We start from the raw sequence: 15347 nt of genomic DNA, 5'->3' as shown, positions 1-15347 counted from the left end.
GTCCTCGCCTCCAACTGCAGTGCCCCGTTGGCACATTGACGCAGGAAAGAGTGGCGGCAGCCGATGCAAAGGTCTACATCCGTGCGGTAAGAACTCGGTGAACATCCGGTTGGCTGGAATCAGTCGTCGATCCGCACAAGCATCTTGCCCAGATTGTCCCCCCGGAACATGCCCAGGAAAGCGTCCACCGTGTGATCGAAGCCCTGTACAACGGTGGTGTCGGTGCCGATCCGGCCACTGCGCAGATGCGGGACGAGGAAGTCCTCCAGCTCGTCCTGGAGATTGGTGTGATTGCGAACCAATACTCCTTCCAGTCGCAGTGACTTGTGTACGACCTCGAAGAGGTTGCGGGGCGCGGCGGGGGACCGGTCGCCGTTGTAGAGCGAGAGGCCGCCGACCCAGGCGATCCGCCCGTACTCGCGCAGCACGTCGATCGCGCCCTCCAGGTGCTCCCCGCCGACGTTGTCCACGTAGACGTCGATGCCGTCGGGGGCGGCCTTCGCGAGCTGCTCGCCGACCGGCCCGTCGTGGTAGTCGAAGGCCGCGTCGAAGCCCAGCATCCCGGTGAGGTGGCGGACCTTGGCCGCCGAGCCGGCGCTGCCGATGACCCGGCGGGCGCCGAGCAGCCGGGCGATGCGGCCGGTGGCCGTGCCGACCCCGCCCGCCGCGGCCGAGACGAAGAGGTCCTCGCCCTCGCGCAGGGCCGCGGTCCGGGTGAGGGCGGCGTACGCGGTCAGGCCGGTGCCGCCGAGGATGGAGAGGTACGCCTCCAGGGGGACGCCCTCGTGGCCGCGCAGCTTGCGTGTGCCGCCCGAGCCCAGGGCGACCAGGGCGTGCGTGCGCCAGCCCTCGCGGTGGAAGACCAGGTCGCCCTCGGTCAGGCCGGGGTCGCGGGAGGCGATCACCCGGCCCACCGAACGGCCTTCGAGCGGGGCTCCGAGTTCGAAGCCGCCCTCGCCGCCGTCCATCAACCCGCGGTGGTACGGGTCCACGGAGAGCAGCAGGTTCTCCACGAGGGCCGTGCCGGGCGCCGGCCGCGGCATCGGGATCTCGGCGTAGGCGAAGTCGCGGGCGGTGGGGAAGCCGGAAGGCCGGGCGATCTGGTGGACGGCGTATGCGGTGTTCGTGGTCATGGCGCAGACGCTAGGAGGGAATCAAGGGGCCGGGCAGGGGGTTCGGTTCATGGAAGCGGCACATCCATGAACGGCGCTCATAGAACGAGGTGAAGGCCATGACAGCCAGCGAGCCCGCGCCGCGGGAACTGCGGGTCCTGGTCGCAGTAGCCGAGAGCGGCGGTTTCTCCGCCGCGGCGGCCGCGCTCGGCCTCACCCAGTCGGCCGTCTCGCACTCCGTGCGCGGCACCGAGACCAAGCTCGGCGCGGTGCTCTTCGCACGCGGCCGCAGCGGCGCCACGCCCACCGCTGCCGGGGAGCGGGCCGTCGGCCACGCCCGCCGGATCCTGAGGCTGTACGAGGTGATGGGCGCGGAGGTGCGCGGCGCGGGCACCGGCGCGGACCCGGTGGGCGGTGTGCTCCGCATCGCCGCCTTCCGCAGTGCGGCCCTGCACCTGCTGCCGCCCGCCCTGGAGCGGCTCACCGCCCGCCACCCCGGCATCCGCCCCGAGGTCAGGGTGGTCCGGGAGATCGGCCCCGGTGCGGCGGGGGAGGTCGCCGCCGGTCGCGCGGACCTCGGCATCGCGACCCTGGGCGGCGCGCAGGGCGTGGCGCCGGGTCTGCTGAGCGGGGTGCTGGTGGAGGAGGCGTACGCCCTGGTGCACCCGGCGGGGCACCCCGAGCCGAAGACGCTGCCCCTGATGGACTGGGACGAGAACTGCGGCTCGTACACGCGGGCCTGGTGGAGGGCGCAGGACTGGATCCCCCGGGCCACCGTCAAGGCGGAGGACGACGCGATGGTGCTGACCATGGTCGGCCGCGGGCTCGGCATGGCGATCATGCCCGAGCTGTCCCTCCGGGAGGCGACCGGCGCCGTCGACGTCACCTGTCTGGGCCCCGAGGGGCCGGTGAGGCGCGTGGGATACGTCACCACACCGGAATCGGCCGCCACCCTCGCCACAAGGGCCCTGATCAGGGAACTTCGCTCCTCAAGCGGCTGAAAACGGAGCCCTTGGAGCGGCCTTCCGGGTGGCTCGGCGTCTCAGATAGTAGGAAGTCCGAGTAATTGCGGAGACAGACAGCGGGAGCTGCCCTAGCTTTGTAGGAGCCGAACGTCTCGCTGATCAGGCGAATGGCGGTAGAGAGCGCGCGCCCCGGCAGGCAACCCCTGCGGCGCACTGCTCCCCGCCCCTTCCGGCGCCTTGAAGGAACCCCTCATCCGTGGCCCCGCCACGCCGTGATCTCAAGGAGTCGCTCCCCTCATGAAGACCACCACCGCCACCGCAGCCCGCCGCGTCCGCCGCTCCTCCACGGCCGACGTCGACCGCAAGAACGCCGCCGCCGCCCTCCAGCGCGCGCTCGACCGCCGTGACAACGGCGGCGCGACCGGCCACTGATCAACCCGCTCATCGGACATATTGCGGCACGCGTCCACATGGCGGACGCAATATGTCTGAGGGCTGGGACAGGGAGTACGGTTTCGCCATGTCGACCAGCATCAATCTCGCAGTGATCCCCGGTGATGGCATCGGCCAGGAAGTCGTGGCTCAGGGCCTCAAGGTCCTTACCGCGGTCCTGCCCCAGGATGTGAAGCTGGAGACCAAGGAATACGACCTCGGCGCCCAGCGCTGGCACCGCACCGGTGAGACCCTCCCGGACGCGGAGCTCGAAGCCCTCAAGCACCACGACGCGATCCTGCTGGGCGCCATCGGCGACCCCTCGGTCCCGTCCGGCGTGCTGGAGCGCGGCCTGCTGCTGAAGCTCCGCTTCGCCTTCGACCACTTCATCAACCTGCGCCCCTCGAAGCTCTTCCCGAACACGGCCACCCCGCTGGCCGGTCGCCCGGAGATCGACTTCGTCGTGGTCCGCGAGGGCACCGAGGGTCCGTACACCGGCAACGGCGGCAGCCTGCGCACCGGCACCCCCGCCGAGGTGGCCACCGAGGTCAGCATCAACACCGCGTACGGTGTCGAGCGCGTCGTCCGTGACGCGTACGAGCGGGCCAACGCCCGCCCCCGCAAGAAGCTGACCCTGGTCCACAAGAACAACGTCCTCGTGTACGCGGGCCACATGTGGAAGAACATCTTCGACAAGGTCGGCCAGGAGTACCCCGAGGTCACCACCGACTACCTGCACGTCGACGCCGCGACGATCTTCTTCGTCACCCAGCCCGAGCGCTTCGACGTCATCGTGACGGACAACCTCTTCGGTGACATCCTCACCGACCTGGCCGCCGCCGTGACCGGCGGAATCGGCCTCGCCGCCTCCGGGAACATCAACCCGACCGGCGCGTTCCCGTCCATGTTCGAGCCCGTCCACGGCTCGGCCCCGGACATCGCGGGCACCGGCAAGGCCGACCCGACCGCGACGATCCTCTCCGTGGCCCTCCTGCTGCGTCACCTGGGCTACGAGGCCCAGGCCGTCCGCATCGAGGACGCGGTCTCCGCCGACCTCGCGGAGCGCGACGGCACCTTCCGCTCCACCGACGCGATCGGCGACGCACTCGCCGCGCGAGTAGCCGGCTGACCCGGCAGCACCACTCCAGGAAGCCGTCGGGTCACACAGGCGACCCGGCGGCTTTTCCTGCGCGGCCCCGGGTGCCACCATCTCCCCTGGGCCGCTACCCCCGCTTCTCCGAAGTCCTCGTGCGCGCGATAATCGAACGCGAGGCCGCGGAATACGGGGAAGCTCGGACGTCCTAGTACGCCGTGAGCGCGGTCCGCCATACACAACCGGTGAAGGACAAGCACTCATGACGACGCCCACGATCGAGCTCAAGCCCTCCTCGCACCCGCTGTCCGACGCGGAGCGCGAGGCGATCCTGGCCAGCCCCGGCTTCGGCCGCCACTTCACCGACCACATGGTGACGATCAAGTGGACCGAGGGTCGCGGCTGGCACGACGCAGAGCTGGTCCCGTACGCGCCGCTGTCGATCGACCCGGCGAACATGACCCTGCACTACGCGCAGACCATCTTCGAGGGCCTCAAGGCGTACAAGCAGACCGACGGCACCGTCGCCACCTTCCGCCCGCAGGCCAACGCCGAGCGCTTCCAGGCCTCCGCGCGCCGCATGGCCATGCCGGAGCTGCCGACCGAGCTGTTCATCGCGGCCTGCGACGCCCTCGTCCAGCAGGACCGGGCCTGGGTGCCGGACTCCGGCGAGGCCTCCCTGTACCTGCGCCCCTTCATGTTCGCCTCCGAGGTCGGGCTCGGTGTCCGCCCGGCCAACGAGTTCCTCTTCATCGTCATCGCCTCGCCCGCCGGCGCGTACTTCCCCGGCGGCGTGAAGCCCGTCTCCGTCTGGCTCTCCGAGGAGTACGTCCGGGCGGCGAAGGGCGGCACCGGCGCGGCCAAGACCGGCGGCAACTACGCGGCGTCCCTGGTCGCCCAGGCCCAGGCGGCCTCGCACGGCTGCGACCAGGTGGTCTGGCTCGACGCCGTCGAGCACCGCTGGATCGAGGAGATGGGCGGGATGAACCTGTACTTCGTGTACGGGGACCGCATCGTCACCCCCGAGCTCACCGGCTCGCTCCTCCCGGGCATCACCCGCGACTCCCTCCTCACCATCGCCCGCGACCTCGGCTACACCGCCGAGGAGGGCCGGATCACCACCGAGGACTGGGAGCGCGACAACGCCAACGGCACCCTCACCGAGGTGTTCGCCTGCGGCACCGCGGCCGTGATCACCCCGGTCGGCTCGGTCAAGTCCGAGCGCGCCAACTGGACCCAGGGCGACGGCGAGCCCGGCGAGGTCACCATGAAGCTCCGCAAGGCCCTCCTGGACCTCCAGACGGGCCACGCCGCCGACACCCACGGCTGGATGCACCCGCTGGGCTAGTCCCCCGGAACGCGAGAAGGGCCCGCCTCCCGATCGGGAGGCGGGCCCTTCTCGCGTACGGGGCCGGATCAGACGGCGGCCGCGGGCTCCGGCTCCTCGGCGGAGGCGGAGGCGGGGGCGGGGGCGGTCACCGGGGCGGTGCGGGCGGTCAGGGCCGTGTAGACCAGGCCTCCGACCAGGCCGGAGAGGACGAAGGAGCAGTCCACGCCGCCGGTGAGGGAGAGCAGCGGGCCCTCGTAGAAGGGGGTGGTCACCGCGAGCAGGCCGACCCCGGCGCCGATCGCCCAGGAGGCGGTGGCCGCGATGTTCCAGCCGCCGCGGTACCAGTAGATGCCACCGACCGAGCGGCGGTTGAAGACCTGGAGGGCGTCGGCGTCGTACCGGCCGCGGCAGCGCACGTAGCCGATCAGGGTGATCACGGCCCACGGGGTGCCGATTGCGGTCAGCAGCAGTACGAAGGACGTCATCGCGGACTGGACGTCCCACTCGAAGGAGCCGATGAAGACGAAGGCCGTGGCGACGGAAGCGGCGATCACGGTGGCCTTGGTGCGGGTGGCCTTGGGGACGATGGCGTCCAGGTCGAGGCCCATGGAGTAGAGCATCAGGCCGGCGTTGCCCACCGAACCGGCGGCCGCGGCCACCAGCAGCGGCACCAGGTACCAGAAGGGCGACGCCTCCACGAGCGGCCCGGCGTAGTCGGCTCCGGCGCCGGCGGCGAGCGCGGTGTAGGTGCCGAACAGCTGCGGCACCAGCAGGCCGATCAGCAGGCCCAGACAGGTGGCCCAGTAGACCTTGCGGGAGCTGTGCTTGCGGGGGGAGACGTAGCGCGTGTAGTCCCCGAGCAGGGTGATGAAGGCGACGGGACCGCTGAGGCCGGCGGCGACGGCGGCGAGTATCCAGGTCGGCCAGAAGGAGCCGAGCAGGTACGAGGTGTCCGCCGGGGCGGCGGTGGTGAAACCGGGCGCGTAGGCGTAGATCCCGATGGCCAGCAGGATCACCATGCCGATCGAGAGCGCCTTGCTCATGCGCAGCAGCAGGCGGTAGCCGAACACCGCTCCGACCACCGTGAACGCAGCCAGGACCCCGTACATCGCGGCGTGGGTGAGGCCCGTGTCCGGCAGGCCGATCAGCCGGGCCAGGGTGCCGACCATCACGTCACCACCGATCCACAGGGTGAGCGCGGTGTAGCCGAGGGCGAGCAGCAGGCCGACGACGGAGCCGACCAGCCGCCCCCTTACGCCGAACTGGGCGCCGCTGGAGGTGGAGAGGTTGGTGGCGGTTCGCAGCGAGACGAGTGCCAGCGGCGCGGTGAAGGCGATCCCGACGAGGGTGCCGGTCACGATGGCGGTGACCGAGGGCCACAGACCCAGCCCGAAGGACGGGGGCAGCCAGCCGAAGACGATCACACCGAGGCAGAGGTTGGAGCCGAGGAGGATCGAGATCAGGTCACGGGGACCGCTCGTCCGCTCCTCCTCCGGGATGGTGTCGACTCCGCGCTGTTCGATGGGCATGGGGGGACTCCCTTGGCAGGGCGGGGGGTGGTTGCGTATTCGTTTGAGCGACACTCAATGTGACTTACTCCCTGGTCTCAGGTCAATGATTCCTTGCGAGGAAATGAAGAGTTAGAGTGATGCTCTAACCCATCGACTCAAGAGGTGGTGGATCGGCATGCGGCTGACCCCTACGGAGCGCGACCGGCTGCTGCTCCGCAGCGCTGCTGAACTGGCCAGGGCCCGGCGGGCCCGGGGCCTGCGGCTCAACGTCCCCGAGGCCACCGCGCTGATCGCGGACACGGTCTGCGAGGCGGCCCGTGACGGCAAGCGACTGGCGGAGGCGATCGAGGAGGCCCGCGGCGTGCTGGGCCCGGACGACGTCCTGCCCGGTGTGGCCGATGTGGTCTCCGAGGTGCACGTGGAGGCCGTCTTCGACGACGGATCCCGTCTCGCGGTGGTCTCGTCGCCCATCCAGGGCGCGGCGTCGCTCGGCGACGACGCCCCTGGCGCGGTCGTCCCCGGCCCCGGCGTCCCCCAGCCGGAACCGGTGCTGCACCTGCGGGTGCGCAACACCGCCGCGGTGCCGGTGAGCGTCACCTCCCACTTCCACTTCTTCGAGGCCAACCCGCGCCTCGACTTCGACCGCGCCGCCGCCTACGGCATGCGGCTGTGCGTGCCGGCCGGCTCGTCCGTCCGGTTCGACCCGCACGGCGAGGGCGAGGTCGGCCTGGTCCCGATCGGCGGCGACCGCATCGCCATCGGCTTCGCGGGCCTGGTCGACGGCCCGCTCGACGCCCCCGGCGCCAAGGCGGAGGCCCTGCGCCGGGCCGCCGCCTGCGGCTACCTGGGCGTGGCCGACACCACCGCAGGCGCCCCGGAAGGAGACCAGGCGTGAGCCGTCAGACCCCGCACACCGACCACAGCGCGCACTGCGCCCCCGGCAGCCGGCACATCGACCCCCACGAGTACGCCTCCGTCTTCGGCCCCCGCGCCGGGGACCGGGTGCGGCTCGGCGACTCCGGACTGACCGTCCGGGTGGAGTCCGACGCGCAGAAGCCCGGGGACGAGTTCCTGGCCGGCTTCGGCAAGACCGCCCGTGACGGCCTGCACCTGAAGGCCGCCGCGGTCCGCGAGACCTGCGACGTCGTCATCAGCAACGTCCTGGTGATCGACGCGGTGCTCGGCATCCGCAAGGTGTCCATCGGCATCCGCGAGGGCCGGATCCACGCGATCGGCCGGGCCGGCAACCCCGACACCCTCGACGGCGTCGACGTGGTCGTCGGCACGGGCACGTCGATCGTCTCCGGCGAGGGCCTGATCGCGACGGCCGGAGCGGTGGACACCCACGTGCACCTGCTCTCCCCGCGCGTCATGGAGGCCTCGCTCGCCGCGGGCGTCACCACGATCATCGGCCAGGAGTTCGGCCCGGTCTGGGGCGTCGGCGTCAACTCCCCGTGGGCGCTGAAGCACGCCTTCAACGCCTTCGACGCCTGGCCCGTCAACATCGGCTTCCTCGCCCGCGGCTCATCCTCGGACGCCGCCCCGCTCGTCGAGGCCCTCGCCGAGGGCGGTGCGTCCGGCTTCAAGGTCCACGAGGACATGGGTGCCCACACCCGGGCCCTGGACACGGCGCTGCGCGTGGCCGAGGAGCACGACGTACAGGTCGCCCTGCACAGCGACGGCCTGAACGAATGCCTCTCCGTCGAGGACACCCTGCGGGTGCTGGAAGGCCGTACGATCCACGCCTTCCACATCGAGGGCTGCGGCGGCGGGCACGTCCCGAACGTGCTCAAGATGGCGGGCGTGCCGAACGTCATCGGCTCCTCCACCAACCCCACCCTGCCCTTCGGCCGGGACGCGGTCGCCGAGCACTACGGAATGATCGTCTCCGTCCACGACCTCAAGCCGGACCTCCCCGGCGACGCGGCCATGGCCCGGGACCGGATCCGCGCGGGCACCATGGGCGCCGAGGACGTGCTGCACGACCTGGGCGCGATCGGCATCACCTCCTCCGACGCCCAGGGCATGGGACGCGCGGGCGAGACCGTACGCCGCACCTTCGCCATGGCCGCCAAGATGAAGGGCGAGCTCGGCCCGCTGGACGGCGACGGCGAGGGCGACGACAACGCCCGCGTGCTGCGCTACATGGCCAAGCTGACCATCAACCCGGCCATCGCCCACGGCCTGGCCCACGAGATCGGCTCCATCGAGGTCGGCAAGCTCGCCGACATCGTGCTGTGGCGCCCCCAGTTCTTCGGCGCCAAGCCGCAGCTGGTGCTCAAGTCGGGCTTCCCGGCCTACGGGGTCACCGGCGACCCCAACGCGGCCACCGACACCTGCGAACCGCTGGTCCTCGGACCGCAGTTCGGCTCGTACGGGGCCACGGCCGCCGACATCTCCGTCGCCTTCGTCTCGGCCGCCGCGGCGGCCCTGGGCAGCGACGAGATGCCGACCCGCCGGCGCCGGGTCGCCGTCCGCGGCACCCGCGGCATCGGCCCGGGGGACCTGCTCCTCAACTCCCGGGTGGGCGCGGTCGATGTGGACGCGCGCAGCGGCCTCGTCTCCCTCGACGGGGAACCGCTGCGCTCCGAAGCGGCCGACTCGGTCTCCCTCAATCGCCTGTACTTCCTCTAAGCAGCCTTGCCCGCAAGCCCGTAAGGACCCCTCATGACCACGAACAAGCCCGTGAACGACGGATTCCGGATGCCCGCCGAGTGGATGCCCCACGAGCGCACCTGGATGGCCTGGCCGAGCCCCAACCCCACTTTCACCAACGAGCAGGAGCTCGCCGAGGCCCGCGAGGCCTGGGGAGCCGTGGCCCGCGCGGTACGCACGTACGAGCCCGTGACCCTCGTCGTCTCGCCCGGTGACGCCGAGAGCGCCCGCGCGATCGCCGGAGGGGCCGACGGCCACGAACTGGTGCTGGTGGAGCGGGACCTCGACGACGCCTGGATGCGCGACATCGGCCCGACCTTCGTCACCAACGACGCCGGCGAGCTGGCGGCCGTCGACTGGACCTTCAACGGCTGGGGCGCCCAGGAATGGGCCCGCTGGGAGCACGACTCCAAGATCGCCCGGCACATCTCGGACGTGGTCGGCACCCGCACCTACAGCACCCCGCTCGTCAACGAGGGCGGCGCCATCCACGTGGACGGCGAGGGCACCGTGCTCCTCACCGACACCGTCCAGCTGGGCAAGGGCCGCAACCCCGACTGGACCCGCGAGCAGGTCGAGCAGGAGATCCACGCCCACCTCGGCACCACCAAGGCGATCTGGCTCCCCTACGGCCTGGCCGGCGACTACGGCACCTACGGCACGCAGGGCCACGTCGACATCGTCGCCGCCTTCGCCCGCCCCGGCGTCGTCATGGTCCACAGCCAGCCCGACCCGGCCCACCCGGACCACGAGCGCTGCAAGACCATCGCGGCCATCCTGCGCGCGTCCACGGACGCCCAGGGCCGGCGGCTCGAGGTCGTGGAGATCCCGGCGCCGACCGTGCTGGAAGAGGACGGGGAGTGGGTGGACTACTCCTACATCAACCACTACCTGTGCAACGACGGCGTCGTCCTGTGCTCCTTCGACGACCCGCGCGACGAGGAGGCGGCCGAGATCTTCCGCGGACTGTTCCCGGAGCGGACGGTGACGCTCGTCGACGCACGTACGATTTTCGCCGGGGGTGGCGGTATCCACTGCATCACCCAGCAGCAGCCGAAGGTCTGACCCGAGGCACCACGTTCGAAGGAGTGACCATGGCGGCGGGCGGAGTACCGGTACGGGCGGCGCGCAAGAACGCGCCCCCGCGCGAGGACGTACTCGTCGCCGCCATGGCCACGATCGCCGAGCGCGGGCTGGAGGGCCTGACCATGGCCGGTCTGGGCCGCGAGGTGGGCATGAGCAGCGGCCACCTCCTCTACTACTTCCGCAGCAAGGACGAGCTCCTGCTGCAGACCCTGGAGTGGAGCGAGGCGGAACTGGGCACCGAACGGCGCGCGCTGCTGTCCCGGCGCGGGCCGGTGCGGGAGCGGCTGGCGGCGTACGTGGACCTCTACGTGCCCACGCAGGCCCGCGACCCGCACTGGACGCTGTGGCTGGAGGTCTGGAACCGCTCCCAGAACGCCGGCCCCGAGGAGCGCGACCGACAGGCGGCCATCGAGGGCGCCTGGCACCGCGACCTGGTGGCCCTGCTCGCGGAGGGCATCTCGCGCGGCGAGTTCCGCCCGGTGGACGCCGATCGTTTCGCGGCACGCACCCGGGCGCTCCTGGACGGCTTCAGCATCCAGCTGGCGGTCGGTCTGCCGACGGTCGACCGTGCGGAAATCCTGGACCACGTCCGCGAATACCTCACGGCAGCACTCACCCCCCTGCCGTAGGCCCGGCTCTTGCGGGCACGGCCGGTGGTGCACGGGCGGTCGGCCACGGCGCCGCTGCCGGGGCTCCGCCCCGGACCCCGCGCCTCAAACGCCGGCAGGGCTGGATCGCCCGCGGCCCGGAGCGGGTGGGTGCGGGGCGAGTGCCCGCATCGTGAGATCGCCGTCCATCCGCGGCAAGCGGTATGGCACACTGCGAGCGTGCCTGCTCAGCTCATGATTATCGCCAGCAGCGCGCCGGTCCTCAGTGACCGCTGAACCGTGGAAGACCTTCGCGGGAAGCGGCCACCGTGCCCCAGACCCGCGCGCAGACCTCTCGCACCCGCGAGAGGTCTTTTCGTTTCCCGGCCTCATCCATGCCGGGACGTGAACGCGCGCGATGATGGGGGCAGTGGATCCCCCGGGTATCCGGAACCACTCATCCGACAGGAGTCAGATCAGCATGACGACGACACCAGAGGCGGCACATGTGCTGTCCGGGGGCCTGGACGACAGCTTCCACGTCTTCGACACCACCCTGCGCGACGGCGCCCAGCGCGAGGGCATCAACCTCACCGTCGCCGACAAGCTGACGATCGCCCGTCACCTGGACGAGTTCGGCGTGGGCTTCATCGAAGGCGGCTGGCCCGGCGCCAACCCCCGTGACACCGAGTTCTTCGCCCGTGCCCGTGCGGAGATCGACTTCAAGAACGCCCAGCTCGTCGCCTTCGGCGCGACCCGCCGCGCCGGCGGTTCGGCCGCCACGGACCCGCAGGTGCGGGCCCTGCTGGAGTCCGGCGCCCCGGTGATCACCCTCGTCGCCAAGTCCCACGACCGCCACGTCGAGCTCGCCCTGCGCACCACCCTCGACGAGAACGTGGAGATGGTCCGCGACACCGTCTCCCACCTGGTCGCCCAGGGGCGCCGCGTCTTCGTCGACTGCGAGCACTTCTTCGACGGCTACCGGGCCAACGCCGAGTACGCGAAGTCCGTCGTGCGCGCCGCCCACGAGGCCGGCGCCGACGTCGTCATCCTCTGCGACACCAACGGCGGCATGCTCCCCGCCCAGGTGACCGCCACCGTCGCCACCGTCCTCGCCGACACCGGCGCCCGTCTCGGCATCCACGCCCAGGACGACACCGGCTGCGCCGTCGCCAACACCCTCGCGGCCGTCGACGCCGGCGCCACGCACGTCCAGTGCACGGCGAACGGCTACGGCGAGCGCGTCGGCAACGCCAACCTCTTCCCCGTGGTCGCGGCCCTGGAGATCAAGTACGGGCGCCAGGTGCTCCCCGAGGGCGCGCTGGCCGAGATGACCCGGATCTCGCACGCCATCGCCGAGGTCGTGAACCTCACCCCCTCCACGCACCAGCCGTACGTCGGCCTCTCCGCCTTCGCGCACAAGGCGGGCCTGCACGCCTCGGCCATCAAGGTCGACCCGGACCTCTACCAGCACATCGACCCCGAGCGGGTCGGCAACACCATGCGGATGCTGGTCTCCGACATGGCCGGCCGGGCCTCCATCGAGCTCAAGGGCAAGGAACTCGGCGTCGACCTCAACGGCGACCGCGCGCTGATCTCGCGGGTCGTGGAGCGGGTCAAGGAGCGCGAGCTCCAGGGCTACACCTACGAGGCGGCCGACGCCTCCTTCGAGCTGCTGCTGCGCGCGGAGGCCGAGGGCCGGGCCCGCAGGTACTTCCGCATCGAGTCCTGGCGCGCGATCGTCGAGGACCGCCCGGACGGCACCCACGCCAACGAGGCCACGGTCAAGCTGTGGGCCAAGGGCGAGCGGATCGTCGCCACGGCGGAGGGCAACGGCCCGGTCAACGCGCTGGACCGCGCCCTGCGGGTGGCCCTGGAGCGCTTCTACCCCCAGCTGGCCAAGTTCGAGCTCATCGACTACAAGGTCCGCATCCTGGAGGGCAAGCACGGCACGGAGTCCACGACCCGCGTCCTGATCTCCACGACGGACGGCAGCCGCGAGTGGTCCACGGTCGGCGTCGCGGAAAACGTGATCGCCGCCTCCTGGCAGGCCCTGGAGGACGCCTTCACGTACGGCCTCCTGCACGCGGGCGTGGAACCGCCCGAGTAGCCCCGTCACCCGCCCGGGCGCGCTTATGTCCCATTCACACAAGAGTTAGCCCGTTCGGGTAGCTTCGTGTGTATGAGGACCAGGCTGATATCCGTACGAATTGGATCGGTGCTGTCCGGTCTGCTGCTGGCCCTGTCGGCGACCGCTCTCGTGGTCGCCCCGCAGGCGTCGGCCGACACGGGCGTCGCCGCCGTGGGGGAGGCCCTCAAGCGCGGGCCCGTCTACGTCGACCCCCGGGCCGAGGCCCAGCTGCCGAAGGCCCAGGCGGACGCCCTCGCGAAGAAGATCAAGGACGCGGGGAAGCCGGTGTTCGTCGCCGTGCTGCCCGCCACCTCGGAGTTCCCCCAGGACACGGTGCTGCGCGCCGTCCGCGCCGAGACGGGCATCACCGGGCTGTACGCGATCCGGCTCGGCGACGGCTTCGACGCCGGCGCCGACCGGGCGGTCATGCCGGGGAACGCCGTCCGCAACCTGACCGACGCGGTGAAGGTGGGCTCGCCCGACGCGAGCACCCAGCTGGACAACTTCGTGGACCAGGCCCTGAGCCAGACCAAGGGCCGCGCCCCCGCCTCCTGGGGCGGCACCGCCGCGGACTCCGGAGCCCCCGTGGGCGGACTGATCACCCTCGCCGCGGTCGCCGCAGTCGGCGGCGGCGGTGCGTACGCGCTGGTGCGGCGCAACCGGAAGAAGAAGGAAGAGGCCCGGCGCGAGGCGATCGAGCGGCTCGGCGTGGTCGTCGACGAGGACATCACGGCCTTCGGCGAGGAACTCGACCGGCTCGACTTCCACCCCGGCGAGCCCGGCGCGGACGACGCCATGCGCAAGGACTACGAGCAGGGGCTCGACTCGTACGAGAGGGCCAAGCAGATCATGGCCTCGGTCCAGTACCCGGAAGAGGTCAAGGGGGTCACACAGGCCCTGGAGGACGGCCGGTACGCGCTGGCCCGCCTGGACGCGCGCCGGAAGGGCGAGCCCCTGCCCGAGCGCCGTTCGCCGTGCTTCTTCGACCCGCGCCACGGGCCGAGCACCGAGGACGCCACCTGGGCTCCGGCCGGCGGGGCCGCCCGTACCGTGCCCGTCTGTACGGCGGACGCGGTCCGGCTGCGCGACGGCCTGGACCCGGCGGTGCGCACGGTCGACACCGAACACGGGCCGCGCCCCTACTACGACGCCGGCCCGGCGTACGGTCCCTGGGCCGGCGGCTACTTCGGCGGCGGCATCCTGCCCGGCCTCCTCGTGGGCACGATGCTCGGTTCGATGATGTCCAGCCCGGCCTACGCCTCCGACTTCGGCGGCGGCAACGGCTTCGACAACGGCTTCGACGGCGGGGACGTGTCCGGGGCCGACTTCAACCCGTCCGACTTCGGCGGCGGGGACTTCGGTGGCGGTGGCGGGTTCGACGGGGGCGGCGGGTTCGACGGCGGGGGCGGCTTCTAGCCGCCCCCGGGCTCCGCTCAGGCCTGCTTGATCGCGGAGATGTCGAAGGTCAGCTTCACCTTGTCGCTGACCATCACGCCGCCGGCCTCCAGCGCGGCGTTCCAGGTCAGGCCCCACTCGGAGCGCAGGATCTCGGCCGAGCCCTCGAAGCCCACGCGCTCGCTGCCGTAGACGTCGGTGGCGGAGCCGTTGAACTCCAGGTCGATGGAGAGCGGCCGGGTCACGTCCTTGATGGTCAGCTCGCCGGTGATGCGGTACTTGTCGCCGCCCAGCTGCGCCGCCCCGGTGGACCGGAAGGTCATCTTCGGGAAGAGCTCGGCGTCGAAGAAGTCGCTGCCCAGCAGGTGGGCGTCGCGGTCCGCGATGCCGGTGTTGACCGAACCGATCGTCACGTCGATGGAGGCGGTGGACCGGGCGGGCTCGCCGCCGTCCAGGTGCAGGCTGCCCTCGAACGTCTCGAAGCCGCCGCGCACGTTGGTCACCATGGCGTGCCGGACGGTGAAGCCGATGCTGCTGTGGGCGGGGTCGATGGCGTAGTCGCCGGTGAGGGCGGCGAGCGCCGGGTCCACTGCGAGCGTGGCGGCGGTGGTGGTGGCGTCGGCGGTCTGGCTGCGGCGGGTGAAGATGCCCATGACGTACTCCTCGGTGGGGGGATCCGGTCTGTTGAATGTTCAACGACCTCAACGAGAACGACGTTAGGCCTATTCCGTTCAAAATTCAACATCCTCGGTGGGTGTCGCGCGGATTTGTGGAAGTCACACAAAGGACGAAGGTCCCGTCTGGTGAAGTCCTTGCATCCCTTCGCCGTACTGTGCGGGCCGGACAGCGGAACACTCCGGAGACTGTGCGGAATGAACGGAGGTTTTTGATGGCCCGCTTCGTAAGGTCGGTACATGACCGTTGTGGACCAGACCCCGAGCGAGCCCACGGACGCCCGCGGGCGCGTGGCCGAGCTGCACTCGCTGCGTGAGCAGGCGCGGCGCGGCCCGAGTGACCGCGCGACCGAGACCCAGCACGCCAAGGGCAAGC

The 15347-nt window shown here is 71.2% G+C and carries 13 protein-coding genes; 10 read left to right on the top strand and 3 right to left on the bottom strand.

Going from position 1 to position 15347, the window contains the following annotated elements:
• Positions 1-119: 119 nt before the first annotated feature.
• Positions 120-1133, bottom strand: coding sequence for an NADP-dependent oxidoreductase (locus tag ACIQ5Y_RS37580; RefSeq protein ID WP_403891271.1), 1014 nt, complete (start codon positions 1131-1133; stop codon positions 120-122).
• A 98-nt stretch (positions 1134-1231) separates the two neighbouring features.
• Between ACIQ5Y_RS37580 and ACIQ5Y_RS37575 the strand changes: the two genes are divergently transcribed.
• The 4 genes from ACIQ5Y_RS37575 to ACIQ5Y_RS37560 all read left to right on the top strand — a co-directional run bounded on the left by ACIQ5Y_RS37575 (position 1232) and on the right by ACIQ5Y_RS37560 (position 4950).
• On the top strand, positions 1232-2113 hold the full coding sequence (locus ACIQ5Y_RS37575) for a LysR family transcriptional regulator (RefSeq protein WP_403891268.1): 882 nt from the start codon (positions 1232-1234) through the stop codon (positions 2111-2113).
• A gap of 261 nt (positions 2114-2374) precedes the next feature.
• Entirely contained in the window at positions 2375-2509 is a 135-nt protein-coding gene (locus ACIQ5Y_RS37570) for a hypothetical protein (protein ID WP_403891265.1), read from the top strand.
• A gap of 88 nt (positions 2510-2597) precedes the next feature.
• Positions 2598-3638: a 3-isopropylmalate dehydrogenase gene (locus ACIQ5Y_RS37565; RefSeq protein WP_384754010.1), complete on the top strand. Its 1041-nt coding sequence runs from the start codon at positions 2598-2600 to the stop codon at positions 3636-3638.
• 226 nt (positions 3639-3864) lie between these two features.
• The gene (locus ACIQ5Y_RS37560) at positions 3865-4950 is read left to right on the top strand and encodes a branched-chain amino acid aminotransferase (protein WP_403891261.1); all 1086 of its coding nucleotides are present in this window, start codon (positions 3865-3867) and stop codon (positions 4948-4950) included.
• A gap of 68 nt (positions 4951-5018) precedes the next feature.
• On the opposite strand, the gene ACIQ5Y_RS37555 is transcribed toward ACIQ5Y_RS37560, so the two are convergent.
• Positions 5019-6461: a cytosine permease gene (locus ACIQ5Y_RS37555; RefSeq protein ID WP_403891258.1), complete on the bottom strand. Its 1443-nt coding sequence runs from the start codon at positions 6459-6461 to the stop codon at positions 5019-5021.
• A gap of 157 nt (positions 6462-6618) precedes the next feature.
• Here ACIQ5Y_RS37555 and ureA point away from each other — a divergent pair, with 157 nt between their 5' ends.
• From ureA to ACIQ5Y_RS37525, 6 genes are all read left to right on the top strand, one after another.
• The gene (gene ureA, locus ACIQ5Y_RS37550; RefSeq protein ID WP_403891255.1) at positions 6619-7338 is read left to right on the top strand and encodes an urease subunit gamma; all 720 of its coding nucleotides are present in this window, start codon (positions 6619-6621) and stop codon (positions 7336-7338) included.
• Between the two features lie 56 nt (positions 7339-7394).
• Positions 7395-9077: an urease subunit alpha gene (locus ACIQ5Y_RS37545; RefSeq protein ID WP_403891351.1), complete on the top strand. Its 1683-nt coding sequence runs from the start codon at positions 7395-7397 to the stop codon at positions 9075-9077.
• 33 nt (positions 9078-9110) lie between these two features.
• Positions 9111-10163: an agmatine/peptidylarginine deiminase gene (locus ACIQ5Y_RS37540; protein WP_403891253.1), complete on the top strand. Its 1053-nt coding sequence runs from the start codon at positions 9111-9113 to the stop codon at positions 10161-10163.
• A gap of 29 nt (positions 10164-10192) precedes the next feature.
• Positions 10193-10813, top strand: a complete 621-nt coding sequence (locus tag ACIQ5Y_RS37535) for a TetR/AcrR family transcriptional regulator (protein ID WP_403891250.1) — start codon at positions 10193-10195, stop codon at positions 10811-10813.
• A gap of 439 nt (positions 10814-11252) precedes the next feature.
• Positions 11253-12881, top strand: a complete 1629-nt coding sequence (cimA, locus tag ACIQ5Y_RS37530; protein WP_403891247.1) for a citramalate synthase — start codon at positions 11253-11255, stop codon at positions 12879-12881.
• Between the two features lie 72 nt (positions 12882-12953).
• On the top strand, positions 12954-14318 hold the full coding sequence (locus ACIQ5Y_RS37525; protein WP_403891244.1) for a hypothetical protein: 1365 nt from the start codon (positions 12954-12956) through the stop codon (positions 14316-14318).
• A gap of 17 nt (positions 14319-14335) precedes the next feature.
• On the opposite strand, the gene ACIQ5Y_RS37520 is transcribed toward ACIQ5Y_RS37525, so the two are convergent.
• Positions 14336-14950, bottom strand: coding sequence for a YceI family protein (locus ACIQ5Y_RS37520; RefSeq protein WP_403891241.1), 615 nt, complete (start codon positions 14948-14950; stop codon positions 14336-14338).
• Positions 14951-15347 lie beyond the last annotated feature (397 nt).

Origin of the sequence: Streptomyces sp. NPDC096339 (assembly GCF_044762985.1) — a bacterium.
Classification (GTDB): domain Bacteria; phylum Actinomycetota; class Actinomycetes; order Streptomycetales; family Streptomycetaceae; genus Streptomyces.
The sequence above is the reverse complement of the archived record's forward strand: the minus strand, read 5'-3'. Positions and strand labels throughout refer to the sequence as shown.